We start from the raw sequence: 18,077 nt of genomic DNA on the forward strand, positions 1-18,077 counted from the left end.
CGCAACCGGCCGCCGGCACACCCCCTACGGGCGCATCCTCGGGTGCGCCCGTAGGTGTGCCGAAGGGGCTTGAAGACGACATGACATCGACTGCCGTTATGGGCCGACTCTTGATTAGGCTGTGTGGGAGAGCCGCAGGAGCACGGCACGAGGGCAGCCGACACGGGGATGGAGACAGTTAGTGTTGGCGCAACCCCGGGTGGTGTGTTCCGACTTCCGCTACACCCGAACGATCCGCCTGTATCCGGTCCTGCCGTTCAGGTGCGTTGCAGTACACCAGGAGGCACAGTGAACGAGCAGGAGGCTTTCCGTCCGGACGGAAACGATCCTGACGACGACCAGTCCGAGTTCGACCTGACCGGCGAGTTCAAGATCGATTTTGCCGCGCCGGCCTGGTACGCGAGCAACGACACCAGTGGCGGCGGCGCGGGTGCCGCGGCCACTTCCGCGGCTCCTCCTGCGACTTCGCCCACCACTCCGCCGGCCGCGGTGCAGCCCCCGGGGCCGCCCACAGGTCAGCCGGTGGCGGGCCCCTCTCAGGGCGCGCAGGTGCCCGGAGTTCCGCAGTCGGGCACGCCGACGGCGCCGCCTCCGGTCGAGGCCGCACCGCCCGGGTTCCCGACGCTGCGTCCCCAGGACACCGGCGGTGCCGCACCGACCGCTGCCCCGGCCGCGCCGGAGGCCGCCGCGGAGGCGACCGCTCCGGCCGCCAACAGCACTGCCGGTTCCGGCAATCAGCGCTCCGGTACGGGTGTCGACCCGTCGGCCTCCCTCTGGGACGACGACGAGGACGACGCGGAGCCGGCAACGGCCACGGAGCCGGAGGCCGCACCGGCGACCACGGAGGCTTCGGCACCGCAGTCGGCACCGCAGCCGGAGGCCGTCGCGTCCGACGCACCCGCCGAGGGCGCCGCTCCGGCCCCCGAGGCCGCTGCGCCCGTCCAGCCGGCCCCCGAGGCCGCTCAGCAGGGCGCGCAGCCCGTTCAGGCCGCTCAGGGCCAGCCGCTGCCGCAGCAGGCCGTCCCGCAGCAGCAGCCGCTTCCTCAGCAGGCGGCTCCCCAGCAGGCCGTCCCGCAGCAGGGTTACCCGCAGCAGGGCGCTCCCTGGGGCGCAGCGGCGGACGGCCAGCCGCAAGGCGTGCCGGGCCAGGGCGGACTGCCGCCGCTGCCGCCGGAGTTCCAGCCCGCCGACCCGCGGATGGCGCAGGCGCAGCAGGCCGCGCAGGCCCAGCAGGCGGCTCAGGCCCAGCAGTACCAGGCCGCTCAGCAGCCGCAGCCGGGCCAGCAGCAGGGTCACCCCCAGCAGCAGCATCCCCAGCAGGTGCAGCCGCAGGCCGGTTACCCGCAGGCCCAGCACCCGCAGCAGGCCGGCTATCCGCAACAGCAGCAGGGTGCGCCCGCGCAGCAGCTGCCGGCGTACGGCTATCCGCAGTCCGGGTACGGCTACCCCCAGCAGGCCCAGCAGCAGCCGCAGCAGGCGCCGCAGAACCCCAACGCGGCCGCCCAGCAGCCCGCGTACGGCTACCCGCAGACCGCGGCTCAGGGCTACCCGCAGCAGGGCCAGCAGGCGCAGTCCGGGTACGACCAGCAGGCGGCCCAACAGGCGGCAGCAGCACAGGCCCAGCAGGCCGCGCAGGCGCAGCAAGCACAGCAGGCCCAGCAGTACCAGCCGCTCCCGGGGCAGCAGCCCGCCGACCCCAACGCGGCGGCGAACTACGCCTCGTACTCGCAGCCCGGCCAGCAGCCGCAGCGCGCCGCGCCGGGAGCTCCGCTCGGCTACAGCGCCGCCGTCGAGCTGACCTCCGACCGACTGCTGCGCAACCAGCCCAAGAAGCGGAAGCCGGGCGCCAATGCCCAGCCCTCCAAGTTCAAGCTGGGTGCGAAGAAGGAGGAGGCCGAGCGGCAGCGCAAGCTGGAGCTGATCCGTACGCCGGTGATGTCCTGCTACCGGATCGCGGTGATCAGCCTCAAGGGCGGTGTCGGCAAGACCACGACGACCACCGCGCTGGGCGCCACGCTCGCGTCCGAGCGGCAGGACAAGATCCTGGCGATCGACGCCAACCCGGACGCCGGCACGCTCGGCCGACGGGTGCGCCGCGAGACCGGTGCGACCATCCGTGACCTGGTGCAGGCCATCCCGCACCTGCACAGCTACATGGACATCCGGCGGTTCACCTCGCAGGCCCCCTCGGGTCTGGAGATCCTCGCCAACGACGTCGACCCGGCCGTCTCGACGACCTTCAACGACGACGACTACCGGCGGGCGATCGACATCCTCGGCAGGCAGTACCCGATCATCCTCACCGACTCGGGCACCGGTCTGCTCTACAGCGCGATGCGCGGAGTGCTCGACCTCGCAGACCAGTTGATCATCATCTCCACGCCGTCCGTGGACGGTGCGAGCAGCGCCAGCACCACCCTGGACTGGCTGTCCGCGCACGGCTACGCCGACCTGGTGCAGCGTGGCATCACGGTCATCTCGGGTGTCCGCGAGACCGGCAAGATGATCAAGATCGAGGACATCGTGTCGCACTTCGAGACCCGCTGCCGCGGTGTCGTCGTGGTGCCGTTCGACGAGCATCTCGCCGCCGGCGCCGAGGTCGACCTCGACATGATGCGGCCCAAGACCCGCGAGGCGTACTTCAACCTCTCCGCCCTGGTAGCCGAGGACTTCTCGCGCGCCCAGCAGGCGCAGGGGATGTATCCGCAGCAGCAGATGGGCGGCGACCCGTACGCACAGCAGCAGTACGCCCAGCAGGGCCAGCCGCAGCAGGGGCAGCCCCAGCAGGGTCACCCCCAGCAGGGCGGCCACCCGCAGCAGGGGCAGCAGCCGCAGCAGGGCCAGCCGCCGGCCGGTTACCCGCCGCAGCAGGGGGGCTGGACCCAGCAGCCCGCCCAGCCGCCGGCCCACTGGCAGCAGCAGCAACAGCCCGCTCCGGACGCACCGCAGCCGGAGCAGCCGGGTCTCGCACCGGGCTGGCAGCAGCAACCGCCTCCGCAGTGAGGCGCGCGGCGCGCACCACGCGTCGCACGGCGTAACAGAGGCGGGGCCCGGCACTGATTCAGTGCCGGGCCCCGCCTCTTGCTGCCGCCGAAGCGCCGCGCACCACGGACGAGTGAACCGCCCCCGGACGAACCACCCCTGAAATCAGCAGAGTTGCGGACCCGGAGGTAGTACGGCGAGCGCATCCGCAACCACGCACCCACAGCACCGCAGCCCGCGAATCCCCAGCCCTCCGGTGCGAAACGAAACGCAGCACTCCGACTCGGAAACCGCACCACTACACCCGCCCACCCCCCGAAGGGGGGTGGGCGGCGGGGAAAAACCAACAGGGGTAAGCGGCGGAGAAAAACCGACAGAGGTGAGCAGCGGGAAAACCCGGCAGAGGGGAAACCGACAGAGGTGAGCGGCCGGGAATAACCAACATCGGTGACCGCCAGCAAAGCTCAACAAAACGCAGCCGGTTGGGAAGCAGCCCGACCGGCAACAACTGACCGCCGCGGAAACCCATCACCGGGCCGGCAGCAGGAGAAAGCCACCCGGAGGCGCCCCCCGGTCAGCGCCTCAGCCCGCCGCGATCAGCCCCCGGGCCAGTTTCACGTCGACCGCCATCCGCTCCAGCAGGGCGTCGAGGGTGTCGAACTTCTCCTGGCCGCGGATGTACGCGAGGAAGTCCACCCCGACGTGCAGTCCGTACAGGTCCAGCCCGACGCGGTCGATCGCGTACGCCTCGACCGTGCGCACCTTGCCGTCGAACTGCGGGTTGGTGCCGACCGAGACGGCCGCCGGCATCGCCTCGCCCTCGACGTGCAGCAGGCCCGCGTAGACCCCGTCGGCCGGGATCGCGGTGTGCGGCAGGGTCTCCACGTTGGCCGTCGGGAAGCCCAGTTCACGGCCGCGCTGGGCACCGCGTACGACGACGCCCTCGACGCGGTGCGGTCGTCCCAGGACCTCCTTGGCACCGGCCACGTCGCCCTCGGCGATCAGCCGGCGGGCGAGCGTGGAGGAGAACGGCTCGCCGCCGCCCGCCTCGCCGCGCTCGTAGAGGTCGATGACCTCCACGGTGTAGTCGTAGGTCTTGCCCAGCTCGGCGAGGGTGTCGACGTTGCCGGTCGCCTTGTGCCCGAAGCGGAAGTTGGGGCCCTCGACGACGACCTGCGCGTGCAGCTTGTCGACCAGCGCCTTGACCACGAAGTCGGCCGGCGACAGCTTCGAGAACTCCTTGGTGAACGGCAGGACCAGAACCGCGTCCACGCCCAGCTCGGCCATCAGCTCCGCACGCCGGTGGTGCGGCGCCAGCAGCGGCGGGTGGGTGCCGGGGCGTACGACCTCGCTCGGGTGCGGGTCGAAGGTGACGACCACCACCGGGAGACCCAGCTCCCGGGCGCGCTCGACGGCCTTCCCGATGATCAATTGGTGGCCGCGGTGCACTCCGTCGTACGAGCCGATGGTGACGACGCTGCGTCCCCAGCCCTCGGGGATGTCCTCCAAGCCACGCCAGCGCTGCACTGTGCCCGCTCCTCGCCCGAACTCTCGTCAGTCCACTGCGCCACGTCGGCATGGCGCAGGTCTAAGACTGCCATGCCCCGGGTGGTGCTTTGTGCGAAGGGGGCCCCGGGGGCCTCCGGTGGAGCGCCACCGGCCGTTGCCGGGGCCGGTGCCCGGCCCCGCTCAGCCTCCCGGGCACCCGGCGAGCGTGGCCCGGGCGCCGGGCCCCACCACCGTCTCCCACTCCCCCGGCTCGGCCGTGACCCACCCCTGTACCCGCCGGGCGAAGCCGGGCACCCCGCGTCCCAGCTCCGCCAGCTGCCGGTCGAAGCAGGCCGCGCCCTCAGGGGTACGGGCCAGCAGCGTCCCGGCGCGGTGCACCAGCTCCCGGGTGCGCTCCTCGGGCCGCTCCCCGGCGCCCTCGGCGGCGGCCCGCAGCAGCGCCTCCAGGACGCGGGTGTCCCGGCCCGCGCCCGGCTCCGCGTACGTGCCGTGCGGCGCCTTCTCCGCGTACCACGCCTCCCGTGCGAGCAGCACCTCCAGCAGTTCGCGGCGCAGCGGGGCCGAGTCGCCGGAGCCCGGCTCGACGAGTACCGCGGCGAGGGCGCACCGCACCGGCGCGGGGTATCCCGTCAGCAGCTCCAGCGCGAGCGGGCGGAGCGCGGCACGGGCGGCCGGCCCGCGCTCCAGGCGGTGGCCGACGAATGCGGCCACGGGGTGCGCGGCGCGGTCCGGGCAGTGGCCGGCGTAGGCGCGGACGAGCCCGGCGGTGCGGGCGGCGATCTCCGGCGCGTCCAGGCGGGCGAGCATCCGCAGCAGCGGGCCCGCCACGGGTGGTCCCTCGTCGCCGATCAGGCGGGCGCGGAAGGCGGCCAGCACCCGGCCCGGGTCGTCGGTGAGGGCCCCCGCGAAAGCCGTCGGCGGCAGCTGCGGATCTCCGGCGACGAAGCGTGCCAGCGCCCGGTCCAGGAACCCCGGACGGGCGGCCGGGTCGCCGATCAGCAGGGCGAGCGCGGAGCCGTGGTGGGCCTCGTCCTCGGGCCGGGAGAGCAGGCGCAGGGCCGCCTGGCGCAGCCGTGCGCGGTCGGTCGCTCCGGTGGCGTGCGGGGCCACCCGCAGGCCGTAGGAGACGGCGGCGAGGCGGCGGCGGGGGTGTTCGTCGTGTGCCCAGCGGTCGACGGCTCGGCAGAGCGCCGACGGCTCGTCCTCGGCGAGGGCCGCCAGCAGTTCGTCGCCCTTGGGGTGGGCGGCGGCCACCAGCGCCTCCAACAGGGCGTCGGGGGCCCGCCGGCGGTGGGTGTGCAACAGCGCCTGCGCGGCGGACGCGACGGTGAGCTCGCGGGGAACGGCGGGTGCGGCCCCGTCCGGTTCCGCGGTCGGGGCGGTGGGGCGCTGCAGCGGGCGGATGTCGTCGAACCAGGCGCACAGCAGCGGCTGGATCCGCTCGGGATCCGCGCGCAGCAGTCCGGCCGCGGCGTCCAGGAAGCGTTCCGGGGGCGGCGGGGTGCCGCCACGGTGGGCCGGGGGTGCTCCGTGGGCGGGGCCCTCCTCGGTGGGCTCGTCGTGCGGGTGCTCGGCGTGGGTGCGCTCCCCGGGGGCCGGGTGGACGCGGACCCGGGGCGGCTCGGCGAAGGCGCGGTCTCCGGGGGGCGGTGCGGCGCGGTCCGGCTGCCGCGCCGCGGCGGGCGGGCCGTCGGCCGGCAGCAGGCGGCGCAGCAGGTCCATCCGGTCCTCGTCGGCCAGCGCCAGCCGCTCCCAGAACCACGGCCCGAACATCTCCAGCCCGGTGTGCGCGAAGCCGCCCGCCCGCAGCGACCGTTCGGTGATCCGGTCGGCGAGCAGCCGCAGCACGCCGGTGTACGGCGCGGCGTCGGGGACCCGCGACAGCACACCGGCCAGCAGCTGGGCGGCCCACCGGCGGCCGTCCTCGGCCTGCGCGGCCGGGGGCCCGGCGGCGGTGGCCATCGGCACCAACTCGGCCAGCCGGAAGGTCAGTTGCACCGTCCCCTCGCGCCGGGCGAGCAGCAGCAGCCCCTGGACGGCCGGCCCGATGCGGTGGCCTCCGGGGACGGGCAGCAGATCGAGGTCGACGTGGGCGCCCTGCAGCCACTCCGCCAACTCCTCGTGCGCGAAGCGGTATCCGGGGCCGGCCGGCACCAGCAGCCCCTCGGCGAGCACCGCGGCGGCCCAGCCGGCGCCGGGCGGGAAGACCTCCTCGAAGGAGGTGCGGTCCAGCGTGCCCGGGCCGGTCCCCAGACAGCGGCGGGCCGCCTCGTGCACCTGGCCGGCCACCTGGGCGGCCAGGCGGCGCAGGGCGGTGCCGCGCGGCGCGGGCCGGTGCCCGTCGGCGATCCGCCGGGCGATGCGCAGGCAGACCAGGCTCAGGTAGGCGTCGAGGATCTGGGGGCGGTCGGGGGCGGCGGCCGGCCCGTGGGGACGGTGGCCGTCCGCGTCGCCCTGGACGAGCGCCTCCCGGACCTCCGCGAGCAGCCGCAGCGCCAGCGGGTGGCGGGCGTCCTGGGGGGCGACCGCGCGGGGCGGGAGCCCGTAGCGTCCGCGGGCGCGCTCCGCCGCCTCCGGGGCGAGGTCCCCGATCCCGAGGCAGGGCGGCAGACCGGGCAACGGGCGGGGCGGCCGGTGCAGCAGCCCGGGCGGGAAGAGCGCGCCGGTCCGTTCCCAGTACTCCGGGCGGCAGGCGAGGACGAGTCGTACGCCGGCCGTCCGCAGCCAGTCGCCCGTCGCGGCGGTCCAGGCGGCCAGCCGCTCCGGACGGGCCAGTTCCGGCGGCATCTCCTCGGGCGCGTCGAGGAGCACCAGCAGGGGCCGGCCGGCCGCGGCGGCGAGCCGGGCCACCGCGTCGGGGGTGAGGTCCGTGGGGTCGCCGGCGGTGCGGCCGGCCCCGGCGAGGGTCAGGCCCGCCGAGCGCAGCACCCGCCCGACCGCAGTGTGCAGCCCGTCGTCGTCGGCGCGCAGCTCGGCGCCGCACAGCCGGACGGTCGGCGCCGGGTGCGGGCCCGTCGCGCGGGTTTCGGTCAGCCGCGCCAGCTCCGTGCTCCGCCCCGTCCCGGGGTCCCCCACCAGACCCAGCACCGGCGCCGTTCCCTCGTCCTCCGCGAAGCGGGTGAACTCCGCGGCCAGTTCGGGGCGTTCGACGGGTACGGGGCAGCGTGGCAGCCGCCCGGCGGCCTCCGCCGTGAGCAGGGTCAGCCGCAGCGCGCCGGCCGGGTTGAGTTCGCTGCCGTAGGCGGGGACGGTGGCCGCGTTGCGTTCCAGCAGCGCGGCGAGCGGGCCGCGGGGCGCGGCCTCGGCGACCGCGTGCAGCCCGATGGCGTGGCCGCCGGTCCGGCGCCCGCTGTGCAGGGCGGTGCCGAGCACGCCGAGCACCACACCGGTACGCGCGTCCAGCACCGGCCCGCCGACCGCCGGCCCGCCCAGCCGCAGCGCTTCCCGGCCGCCCGCGCACAGGCCCAGTTCGAGCGTCTCGTCGAGGAGGTGGACCCGGTCCGTCGCCGTGTACGTCACGTCGCGGCCGGGTCCGACGACCGTGCCGTCCAGCCAGCCGCCCGCCCACAGCCGCGCGGCGGTGCCGGCGGCGGGGCGGCCCGCGGCGACGGGCAGCGGCACCAGGCCGTGCGGCCGCAGCGCGTCGGTCCGTACGAGGGCGAGCCCGGTCTCGGGCAGCGGGGTGATGGCACCGGGCCCCACGGGGCGCGTCCAGGCGGTGGCGCCGGCTCCCGCGTCCGGGGACTGCACCAACGGTTGCAGCACCAGGCGCTCCGCCCCGTCCACCGCCTCATGGCTGGTGACGACCGTGCCGTCGTGGTCCGCGAGGAACCCCGTGCCGCGCGTCCGACCTGCCAGATCGCGGATGCGCACCAGTGCCACGTCCGCATCGGCATCCAGCAACGCCATTGCCGATCCTCCCCGCCTGTTCCGTTCTCCGAACGGTAGGCAGGCGGTGATCGTCGCGGTGGGCCGCTGCGGGAAAGCGCCCCCGTCCACTCCTTGATTCACTCCGAGCGCCGCACCGAATGAGTGAATGCCCGGAGCGCGCCGGAGAGAGATCAGGCGGAGGGGAATGGTGGAGCGCGGACCGGTTCCCGTGTCGGTCCGGACGGCCCGCGTTCCACCACCTTCCTGCCCCGGCTTGCCGCCTAGACGGCGAAGACCGCCAGGCTCTTCGCCTTGCCGCCCTGATTCTCCACCAGCGCCAGGAAACGGCCGTCCGGCCCGAAGGCGGCGACCGGGCCGTCGCCCTCGAAGCGCGGCATGGCGATCCGCGCGCCGTTCAGCAGCAGCCGGGCCTGTGCCTCGGTGACGTTCCAGCGGGTGAAGGCCGCCTCGGCCGCCTCCCCGACGGGCATGATCGGCAGGCCGCCGCCCTCGGGGTCGTCCACCGCGGCCTGCAGCTGCTCCAGCGTGCGCGCCCGGTCCAGCTTGTACGGGCCGACGCGGGTGCGGCGCAGCGCGGTCAGGTGGCCGCCCACGCCGAGCCCGGCGCCCAGGTCGCGGGCAAGGGCGCGGATGTACGTACCGGACGAGCACTCGACGGAGACGAGCAGGTCGGTCACCGGGGTGCCGTCCTCCGCCTCGGCCTCGTGCGCGGAGTGCACGACGAACGAGGAGATGGTCACCGGACGGGCCGGGATCTCCACGTCCTCGCCGTCGCGGACCCGGGAGTAGGACCGCTTGCCGTCGATCTTGATGGCGCTGACCTTCGACGGGACCTGCATGATCGCGCCGGACAGCTGCGCGACGCCGGCGTCGATGTCCTCGCGGGCGATGCCGTGCGCCGCCTTGGACGCCGTGATGTCGCCCTCGGCGTCGTCGGTGATCGTGGTCTGCCCGAGCCGGATCGTGCCGACGTATTCCTTCTCGGTCAGTGCGAGGTGGCCGAGCAGCTTCGTGGCCCGTTCCAGGCCGAGGACGAGGACGCCCGTGGCCATCGGGTCGAGGGTGCCGGCGTGGCCGACCCGGCGGGTGCGGGCCATGCCGCGCATCTTCGCCACCACGTCGTGCGAAGTGAAGCCGGACGGCTTGTCGACGATGATCAGGCCGCCCGGCTTGTTGCTCTCACGCTTCATTCTGCCGCGGTGCCCTCGTCGTCCTCGTCGTCGCCCGGCTTGCGGTACGGATCGGCCTCGCCGGCGTACTGGGCGCCCGAGGAGACCTCGCGCACCTTGGCGTCCGAGGCCCGCGCCTTGTCGAGCAGGTCCTCGATGGTCTTGGCGTTCTCCGGCAGTGCGTCCGCCACGAACGCCAGGGTCGGCGTGAACTTCGTGCCGGCCGCGGCGCCGACCGCGGAGCGCAGGATGCCCTTGGCGCTCTCCAGTCCGGCGGCCGCGCTGGCGCGGTCCTCGTCATCGCCGTAGACCGTGTAGAAGACCGTAGCCTCCCGCAGGTCGCCGGTGACCCGGGTGTCCGTGATGGTCACGTGCGAACCGAGCCGTGGGTCCTTGATTCCGCGCTGCAGCTTCTGGGCGACCACCTCCCGGATGAGGTCCGCCAGCTTCTTCGCCCGCGCATTGTCGGCCACTGGTCCGTCTCCTTCTTGTCTTCCACAATTGTGCTTCCACCGGCGGCGCCGTGCCCCGTGACCAGGTCAGTCGTCGTCGCCGTGCAGCCGTCGGCGCACCGACAGCAGCTCCACTTCGGGCCGTGCGGCGACCATGCGCTCGCAGCGGTCCATGACATCGGTGAGATGCCCGGCGTCCCCCGAAACCACCGCCAGGCCGATGGTGGCCCTGCGGTACAGATCCTGGTCCCCGACCTCCGCGACGCTCACCGCGAATTTGCGGTGCAGCTCGGCGACGATCGGGCGGACGACGGAACGCTTCTCCTTGAGCGACCGTACGTCGCCGAGAAGCAGGTCGAAGGACAGTGTCCCTACGTACATGCAAGACGGGTCAAGCCACCCGTGGGGCCTTAGGTGTCCGTGTCATGGGAACCGTACACGGAACGGCCGGGGCCGATCGACGGAGTTTCTCCCTCCTGCCGCCGCCTTGGCGGCGGCAGGAGGGGCCCAGCCGACCGGCCCCGGTACGTCGCTGCGTGATCAGCCGCGCGGCTTCTCGCGCATCTCGTACGTCGCGATGACGTCGTCGACCTTGATGTCGTTGAAGTTGCCGAGGTTGATACCGCCCTCGAAGCCTTCGCGGATCTCGGTGACGTCGTCCTTGAAGCGGCGCAGACCCTGGATGTTGAGGTCCTCCGCGACCACCTTGCCGTCGCGGATGAGGCGCGCCTTGGTGTTGCGCTTGACCTCGCCGGAGCGGATGAGCACACCGGCGATGTTGCCGAGCTTGGACGAGCGGAAGATCTCGCGGATCTCCGCGGTACCGAGCTCGACCTCCTCGTACTCCGGCTTCAGCATGCCCTTGAGGGCCGCCTCGATCTCCTCGATCGCCTGGTAGATGACCGAGTAGTACCGGACGTCGACACCCTCGCGCTCGGCCATCTGCGTGGCGCGGCCTTCGGCGCGCACGTTGAAGCCGATGACGATCGCGTCGGAGCCGGTCGCCAGGTTGATGTCCGACTCGGTGACCGCACCCACACCGCGGTGCAGGATGCGGATCTCGACCTCTTCGCCGACGTCGAGCTGGAGCAGCGAGGACTCGAGAGCCTCCACCGAACCGGACGCGTCGCCCTTGATGATGATGTTGAGGTCCTGCACCAGGCCGGCCTTGAGCACCTTGTCGAGGTCCTCCAGCGACACCCGGCGGGTGCGCTTGGCGAAGGCCGCGTTGCGCTCGCGGGCCGCGCGCTTCTCGGCGATCTGACGGGCCGTACGGTCCTCGTCGACCACCAGGAAGTTGTCGCCGGCACCCGGGACGTTGGTCAGACCCAGGACCAGGACGGGGGTCGACGGACCCGCTTCCTCGACGTTGTTGCCCTTGTCGTCGAGCATCGCGCGGACTCGGCCGTAGGCGTCACCGGCGACCATCGTGTCGCCGACGCGGAGCGTACCGCGCTGGACGAGGACGGTGGCGACGGCGCCGCGACCGCGGTCGAGGTGGGCCTCGATCGCAATACCCTGCGCGTCCATCTCCGCGTTGGCGCGAAGGTCGAGCGAGGCGTCCGCGGTGAGGACCACGGCCTCCAGCAGGGAGTCGATGTTCTCGCCCTGCTTGGCGGAGATGTCGACGAACATGGTGTCGCCGCCGTACTCCTCGGCCACCAGGCCGTACTCGGTCAGCTGACCGCGCACCTTGGTCGGGTCGGCGCCCTCGACGTCGATCTTGTTGACCGCGACCACGATCGGCACGTCGGCCGCCTTGGCGTGGTTCAGGGCCTCGATCGTCTGCGGCATGACACCGTCGTTGGCCGCCACCACGAGGATCGCGATGTCGGTCGACTTGGCACCACGGGCACGCATGGCGGTGAACGCCTCGTGACCGGGGGTGTCGATGAAGGTGATGCGACGCTCTTCTTCGTTGACCTCGGTCGCGACCTGGTAGGCACCGATGTGCTGGGTGATGCCACCGGCCTCGCCCGCGATGACGTTCGTCTTGCGGATCGCGTCGAGCAGTCGGGTCTTACCGTGGTCGACGTGACCCATGACGGTCACCACCGGCGGACGGGAGACGAGCATCTCCTCGCCGCCCTCGTTCTCGCCGAACTCGATGTCGAAGGACTCGAGCAGCTCGCGGTCCTCCTCCTCCGGGCTGACGATCTCGACGACGTAGTTCATCTCGTCGGCGAGCAGCTGGAGCGTCTCGTCGGAGACCGACTGGGTCGCGGTGACCATCTCGCCCAGGTTCAGCATGACCTGGACCAGCGACGCCGGGTTGGCGTTGATCTTCTCCGCGAAGTCCGTCAGCGAGGCACCGCGCGACAGGCGAACCGTCGCACCGTTGCCGCGCGGCAGCATGATGCCGCCGACCGACGGGGCCTGCATGGCCTCGTACTCCTGACGGCGCTGCCGCTTCGACTTGCGGCCACGACGCGCCGGACCGCCGGGACGGCCGAACGCACCCTGCGTGCCACCACGGCCACCGGGACCGCCGGGACGACCGGCGAAGCCGGGACGACCGCCGCCGAAGCCGCCGCCACCACCGGGACCGCCGCCACCGGGACGACCGGCGAAGCCGCCGCCGCCACCCGGACGACCGCCGCCGCCACCGGGACGACCGGCGAAGCCGCCGCCACCGCCCGGACGACCGCCGCCGCCACCGGGACGACCGGCACCGCCGGGACCGCGACCGCCACCGCCGGGGCCCGGACGCGGGCCGGCAGCGGGACGCTGCGGCATCATGCCCGGGTTCGGACGGTTACCGCCGCCGGGACGCGGGCCGGCACCGCCGGGAGCCGCACCCTGCGGACGGGGCATGCCACCGGGGGTCGGACGCGCGCCGCCCTGGCCCTGGGGACGGGGGCCACCCTGGCCGCCGCCCTGTGGACGCGGGCCGCCGGGGCCACCCTGGCCGCCGGGACGCGGGGCGCCACCGGGACGGGGGGCCTGCGGACGGGCCATGCCCGTGGAGCCACCGGAGGTGAAGGGGTTGTTGCCCGGACGCGGACCGGAGGGACGCGCGCCGGGGCGGGGGGCCGGACGCTCGCCACCGGGACGCGGGGCGCCACCGCGGCCCTGACCACCCTGACCGGAACCGGACGCCGGACGGGCCGGGCGCGGGCCGGGGGTGGCACCGGGGCGGGGAGCCGACGGCGCGGAGGCAGCCGGCGGAGCCTGGAACTCGGGCTGCGCGGGGGCGGCCGGAGCAGGCTTGGGTGCCGCGGGGCGCGCCGGGGTGGGGCGCGGGCCCGGGGTGGGGCCGGCGGCGGGAGTGCTCTTGGGAGCCACCGGGGCCTCGGGGGCCTTCGGTGCCTCGGGGGCTGCCGGAGCCGCGGGGCCCGGCTTGGGGGCGCCCGGCTTCGGGGCAGCAGGACGTTCCCCGGCTGCCTTGGCGGCGGGGGCGGTGCCCCCGGCCTGCGCCGGAGAGGGCGCCGACGGCTTCGCAGGGGTCGACTTGCGCGGCGCTGCGGGCTTACCGGCGGCGCGGCCGTTGCCGCTTCCTGCCTGGAAAGCGTCGGTCAGCTTGCGAACAACCGGCGCCTCGATCGTCGAGGACGCCGAACGGACGAATTCACCAAGTTCTTGGAGCTTGGCCATGACGACCTTGCTCTCAACGCCGAACTCCTTGGCGAGTTCGTATACCCGGACCTTAGCCACTTCGCTCCTTCTAGGTCCGGGTTGTCCACCGGACCGTCGCTACTTCATGGGCGTACTCATCGCGTACTCATCGAGTGCTCATCGCAATCTCGACCTACTTCCGACTCGCGAGGTACCTGACCGCACGGTTTTCCGTGCGCTGTGCGTTCGTGCTGTGCGTTATTGCATGGGCGGCTTCAACCGGCGCCCCGTTCGAGGAACCGACGCAACTCCGTCGAATCGAACGGTCCCCGGCCCCGAAAGGCCCGGGGGAACGCCCGGCGGCGAACCGCCAGGTCGAGGCAGACCAATGTGGGGTGCACGTACGCACCCCGGCCGGGCAGCGTACCGCGAGGATCGGGGGCACACTCACCCTCGATCGCCACGATGCGCAGCAAATCGCCCTTGGCCGCTCGCTCCCGGCATCCCAGACAGGTGCGCTCAGGGCATGCCCGGGCATGCGTCCGGCCAGACACTGCTTAAGTCTACCTCCCCGCACCGACCCGACCCCGATGGGGTAAAGGCCGGAGCGCTGCTCAGAATTCCCGGTCGGGCGCCGCGACACCACCGATTTTCCGGAGTGCGCGACGCCCGTCGATCACTGTGGGTGATCTAGTCCTGCGGTGAGTGCTCGGTGTCCGGGCGGATGTCGATCCGCCAGCCCGTGAGGCGGGCGGCGAGCCGGGCGTTCTGCCCTTCCTTGCCGATGGCCAGTGACAGCTGGTAATCGGGGACGGTGACCCGGGCGGACCGCGCCGCCAGGTCCACGACCTCGACCTTGCTGACCCGGGCCGGCGACAGCGCGTTGGCGACCAGCTCGGCCGGGTCGTCCGACCAGTCCACGATGTCGATCTTCTCGCCGTGCAGCTCGGCCATCACCGCGCGCACCCGGCCGCCCATCGGGCCGATGCACGCGCCCTTGGGGTTGAGCCCCGAACGGGTGGACCGCACGGCGATCTTCGTACGGTGCCCGGCCTCGCGGGCGATGGCCGCGATCTCCACCGACCCGTCCGCGATCTCCGGCACCTCCATGGCGAACAGCTTCTTCACCAGATTGGGATGTGTCCGCGACAGCGTCACGGACGGCCCGCGGACGCCCTTGACCACCCGGACGACGTACGACCGCAGCCGCGTGCCGTGGGCGTAGTCCTCGCCGGGAACCTGCTCCTGCACCGGCAGGATCGCTTCCAGGCGGCCGATGTCGACCAGGACGTTCTTGGGGTCCTTGCCCTGCTGGACGACGCCGGTGACGACATCGCCCTCCCGTCCGGCGTACTCGCCGAACGTGATCTCCTCCTCGGCGTCCCGCAGCCGCTGCAGGATGACCTGCTTGGCGGTGGTCGCCGCGATCCGGCCGAAGCCCGAGGGGGTGTCGTCGAACTCGCGCGGCTCGGCGCCCTCCTCCAGGTCCTCCGGGTCCTCCTTGGCCCACACCGTCACATGACCGGTGCTGCGGTCCAGCTCCACCCGCGCCCGACGGCGGCTGCCCTCGGTGCGGTGGTAAGCGATGAGGAGGGCCGACTCGATCGCCTCGACCAGCAGGTCGAACGAGATCTCCTTCTCCCGCACCAGCCCCCGCAGGGCACTCATGTCGATGTCCACGGCTACGCCTCCTCCTTGTTCTCGTCGATCTTCTCGTCGTGCTGCGCGTCGCGCTTGTCGGACTTGCGGTTGAACTCCAGCTCGACACGCGCCTTGGCGATCTCGTCGAAGGAGACCCGGCGGGCGGTCGGCTTGCGGCCCTTCACACCCGGCACCTCGAGGTCCAGTCCGTCCTCGTCGACGGCGATGATCCGGGCGACCAGCTCTCCGGACCCTGCTGCGTCGGTCAGTTGGGCCTTGATGAGGCGGCCGACGGCGCGGCGGTAGTGCCGCAGCTCGGTCAGCGGCCGGTCGGCGCCCGGGGAGGTCACTTCGAGGGTGTAGGGCGCGCCGCCCATCACCTCGGTGTCGTCCAGGACCTGCGACGCCTCGCGGCTCAGCTCGGCGCACTCGTCCAGCTGGACGCCCTCGTCGGAATCGACCACGATCCTCAGCACCCGCCGCTTTCCCGCCGGTGTCACCTCGATCTCTTCCAGATCCAGGTCTCGCGCGGCGACGAGCGGTTCAAGCAGTCCGCGCAGCCTCTCGCTCTGGGTGGTGCTCATCCGGGTGACTCCTCGGCCGCGTGTGCTGTTGTGGGTAGGTCGCGTGTCGGGTCAAAGCCTATCGGTTCCGGCGGGGTACTGACGATTCGGTGGGTGGTCACGGATACTCTCGCCTGCGGTGATCACTACGAAAGACCCCGGGAAGTGCAACGTGCCGAAAGTGGCGCTCTCACGCAGAAGGACCCTGCTGGCCGGCGCCGCCCTCGGGGGCGCGGCGCTGCTCACCGGATGCTCCTCGAACGACGGCCCCGACCGGGGCGAGGACTCCTCCGCCGCCGAACGACTGCGCGAGCGCTCCGCCCGCGACAGCACGGCCCTGCTGGCGCGCTACGACGCGACGCTGGCCGCCCACCCCGCGCTGGCGGAACGGCTGCGCCCGCTGCGCTCCGAAGTCGCCCGGCACGCCCGGGCGTTCACCGAGCACCGTGCCGCCCCGTCCCCCAGCGGCTCCCCCGCCAAGGGCCGGGCGCACGAGGCCGCCACGCCCGCCGTGCCGCACGACGAGAAGGCCGCCCGGAGCGCGCTGGCCGAGGCGGAGCGCAAGCTCGCCGACGTCCGGACCCAGGAACTGCTCGCCGCGCCGCCGGAGCTGGCCCGGCTGCTCGCCTCGGTGGCCGCGGCCGGCGCGGCCCACGCGTACCTGCTCGCCGAACCGGCCGGGTGACGTCCGCCGGACGACGGCACCCGGCACGGCACGACGCACGGCACCGACCAGCGAAGGGGCGCACCCATGAGCACGCAAACGGCTCACCAGGCGATGAAGAAGCGGGACGACGCGGAGGACGCGGACGGCACGGACGAGATGACGGCGGTACAGGCGGCACTGGCCGCCGAGCACGCCGCGGTCTACGGGTACGGCGTGGTCGGTGGCCGGATCTCCGCCGGCCGGCGCGCGGAGGCGCTGGCGGCGTACGACGCGCATCGCGCGCGCCGGGACGCGCTGCACCGGGAGGTGCGCGACCTGGGCGGCACCCCCCAGGCCGCGGCCGCCGCGTACGAGCTGCCGTTCCCGGTTCCGGACGCGGCCGCCGCGGTCCGGCTGGCGGCGGAGCTGGAGGACCGGCTGGCGGCCGTCTACGCCGACCTCGTACGGGCCGGCGGCCGGGCGCGGCGGCGGGAGGCGGCCGGCGCGCTGCGGGAGGCCGCGGTGCGGGCGGTGCGCTGGCGCGGCAGCGGCGTAGCCTTCCCTGGGCTCGTGGAGCGGGCCGCGGCGGCCGCTCCGGCCGGCTCCGAGGACGCTTCCGCGGGCGCACTCTGACCGACCGCCGGGGGCCTTCGCCCAGGACGACGTGGTGGGCGGGCGCGGGATCGCGCGTCCGCCGCACTTGAAGGGACAGCTCGACCATGGCAACGGCACCCATCGAACCGCCGCAGCGGTTGGTGAGTTCGCTGAGCAGCGATCCGGACAGCGCCGCACAGGAGTGGCTGCGGGCACTGCCGACGCTGGTTCAGCAGCGCCTGGACGCCTGGGAGCTGACGCTGGAGCGGGTGCACGCGCCCGGTGGCCGCAGCAGCCTGGTCGCGCTCGTGCGGCAGCAGGACGGCACCCCGGCGGCGCTGAAGCTGCCGGTGCCGGGCGCGGGCTCCGCGCAGCAGGCGGCCGCGCTGACGGTGTGGGACGGCTGGGGCGCGGTGCGGCTGCTGCGCTCCGACGACGGCAGCGGCGCGCTGCTGCTGGAGCGGCTCCGGAGCGCGGTGTCGCTGCGCTCCCTGCCGGAGGCCAAGGCGCTGCTGGAGGCGGCCGGCACGGTGCGCCGGCTGTGGGTGCCGCCCGGCGCGGGGCACCCGTTCGAGACCGTGGCCGGCCGTACGGAGGACGCGGCGGAGGCGCTGCGGACCGCCGGGGCGAACGTCCGGGCGGCCGCGCCGCTGGTGGACGAGGCGCTGGAGCTGCGCCGCGCCCTGCCGGCCGGCTCCGACGAGGAGTTCCTGCTGCACGGTGCCTTCCGGCAGGGCAAGGTGCTGGCCGGCGAGCGGGCGCCGTGGCTGGCGACCGGGCCCGCGCCGGTGGTCGGCGAGCGGGCGTACGACCTGGCGGCGCTGGTGCTGGACCGGTTCGAGGACGTGATGGCCGGCTCCGGCGCGGCCGCCGCGGCCCGCCGCCGGGTCGCCAAGCTCGCCGACGCCCTGGAGGTGGACCGCGACCGGCTGCGCGACTGGACACTCTACCGGGCGGTGGACACCGGCGTCCGTGAGGTCGCCGCCGGCGACCGTCAGCGCGGCGAACTGCTGCTGGAGTTCGCGGCCTGGCTGTAAGCGAACGCGAACGGGCCGGCCGGGGCGTTCCCCGGCCG

13 protein-coding genes are annotated in these 18,077 nt (G+C 73.8%); 4 read left to right on the forward strand and 9 right to left on the reverse strand.

The genetic code is table 11. The features are described 5' to 3' along the window. Positions 1-288 precede the first annotated feature (288 nt). The gene (locus SL103_RS27535; RefSeq protein WP_069571616.1) at positions 289-3,003 is read left to right on the forward strand and encodes an SCO5717 family growth-regulating ATPase; all 2,715 of its coding nucleotides are present in this window, start codon (positions 289-291) and stop codon (positions 3,001-3,003) included. 561 nt (positions 3,004-3,564) lie between these two features. Here SL103_RS27535 and SL103_RS27540 read toward each other — a convergent pair. The 9 genes from SL103_RS27540 to rimP form a co-directional block, all read right to left on the reverse strand. Then, the gene (locus SL103_RS27540) at positions 3,565-4,509 is read right to left on the reverse strand and encodes a bifunctional riboflavin kinase/FAD synthetase (RefSeq protein ID WP_069571617.1); all 945 of its coding nucleotides are present in this window, start codon (positions 4,507-4,509) and stop codon (positions 3,565-3,567) included. A gap of 162 nt (positions 4,510-4,671) precedes the next feature. Further along, entirely contained in the window at positions 4,672-8,400 is a 3,729-nt protein-coding gene (locus SL103_RS27545; protein ID WP_069571618.1) for a serine protease, read from the reverse strand. A 242-nt stretch (positions 8,401-8,642) separates the two neighbouring features. Continuing rightward, on the reverse strand, positions 8,643-9,572 hold the full coding sequence (gene truB, locus SL103_RS27550) for a tRNA pseudouridine(55) synthase TruB (protein WP_069571619.1): 930 nt from the start codon (positions 9,570-9,572) through the stop codon (positions 8,643-8,645). Beyond that, positions 9,569-10,024 carry a 30S ribosome-binding factor RbfA gene (gene rbfA / locus SL103_RS27555; protein ID WP_069571620.1) on the reverse strand — a complete coding sequence of 152 codons (456 nt, stop codon included), beginning with the start codon at positions 10,022-10,024 and terminating at the stop codon, positions 9,569-9,571. Before rbfA ends, truB begins: the two co-directional genes overlap by 4 nt. 66 nt (positions 10,025-10,090) lie before the next feature. Next, a complete protein-coding gene (locus SL103_RS27560) occupies positions 10,091-10,384 on the reverse strand; it encodes a DUF503 domain-containing protein (protein ID WP_069571621.1) in 294 nt (97 codons plus the stop codon). A gap of 159 nt (positions 10,385-10,543) precedes the next feature. After that, positions 10,544-13,657, reverse strand: coding sequence for a translation initiation factor IF-2 (infB, locus tag SL103_RS36525; RefSeq protein ID WP_079146014.1), 3,114 nt, complete (start codon positions 13,655-13,657; stop codon positions 10,544-10,546). Positions 13,658-13,833: 176 nt separating this feature from the next. Then, positions 13,834-14,112, reverse strand: a complete 279-nt coding sequence (locus SL103_RS36530) for a YlxR family protein (RefSeq protein ID WP_077193586.1) — start codon at positions 14,110-14,112, stop codon at positions 13,834-13,836. Positions 14,113-14,248: 136 nt separating this feature from the next. Continuing rightward, on the reverse strand, positions 14,249-15,238 hold the full coding sequence (nusA, locus tag SL103_RS27570) for a transcription termination factor NusA (RefSeq protein WP_069571623.1): 990 nt from the start codon (positions 15,236-15,238) through the stop codon (positions 14,249-14,251). A gap of 2 nt (positions 15,239-15,240) precedes the next feature. Continuing rightward, positions 15,241-15,783 (reverse strand): ribosome maturation factor RimP, encoded by a 543-nt coding sequence (gene rimP / locus SL103_RS27575; RefSeq protein ID WP_069571624.1) that lies wholly within the window; start codon positions 15,781-15,783, stop codon positions 15,241-15,243. Positions 15,784-15,943: 160 nt separating this feature from the next. Here rimP and SL103_RS27580 point away from each other — a divergent pair, with 160 nt between their 5' ends. The 3 genes from SL103_RS27580 to SL103_RS27590 all read left to right on the forward strand — a co-directional run bounded on the left by SL103_RS27580 (position 15,944) and on the right by SL103_RS27590 (position 18,039). Further along, positions 15,944-16,447, forward strand: coding sequence for a hypothetical protein (locus SL103_RS27580; RefSeq protein WP_079146015.1), 504 nt, complete (start codon positions 15,944-15,946; stop codon positions 16,445-16,447). Positions 16,448-16,513: 66 nt separating this feature from the next. Further along, on the forward strand, positions 16,514-17,041 hold the full coding sequence (locus SL103_RS27585) for a ferritin-like domain-containing protein (RefSeq protein WP_079146016.1): 528 nt from the start codon (positions 16,514-16,516) through the stop codon (positions 17,039-17,041). Positions 17,042-17,127: 86 nt separating this feature from the next. After that, complete coding sequence (locus SL103_RS27590) at positions 17,128-18,039, forward strand: aminoglycoside phosphotransferase family protein (protein WP_069571626.1); 912 nt, start codon at positions 17,128-17,130, stop codon at positions 18,037-18,039. Positions 18,040-18,077: the final 38 nt, after the last annotated feature.

The organism is Streptomyces lydicus, assembly GCF_001729485.1.
GTDB lineage: Bacteria > Actinomycetota > Actinomycetes > Streptomycetales > Streptomycetaceae > Streptomyces > Streptomyces lydicus_D.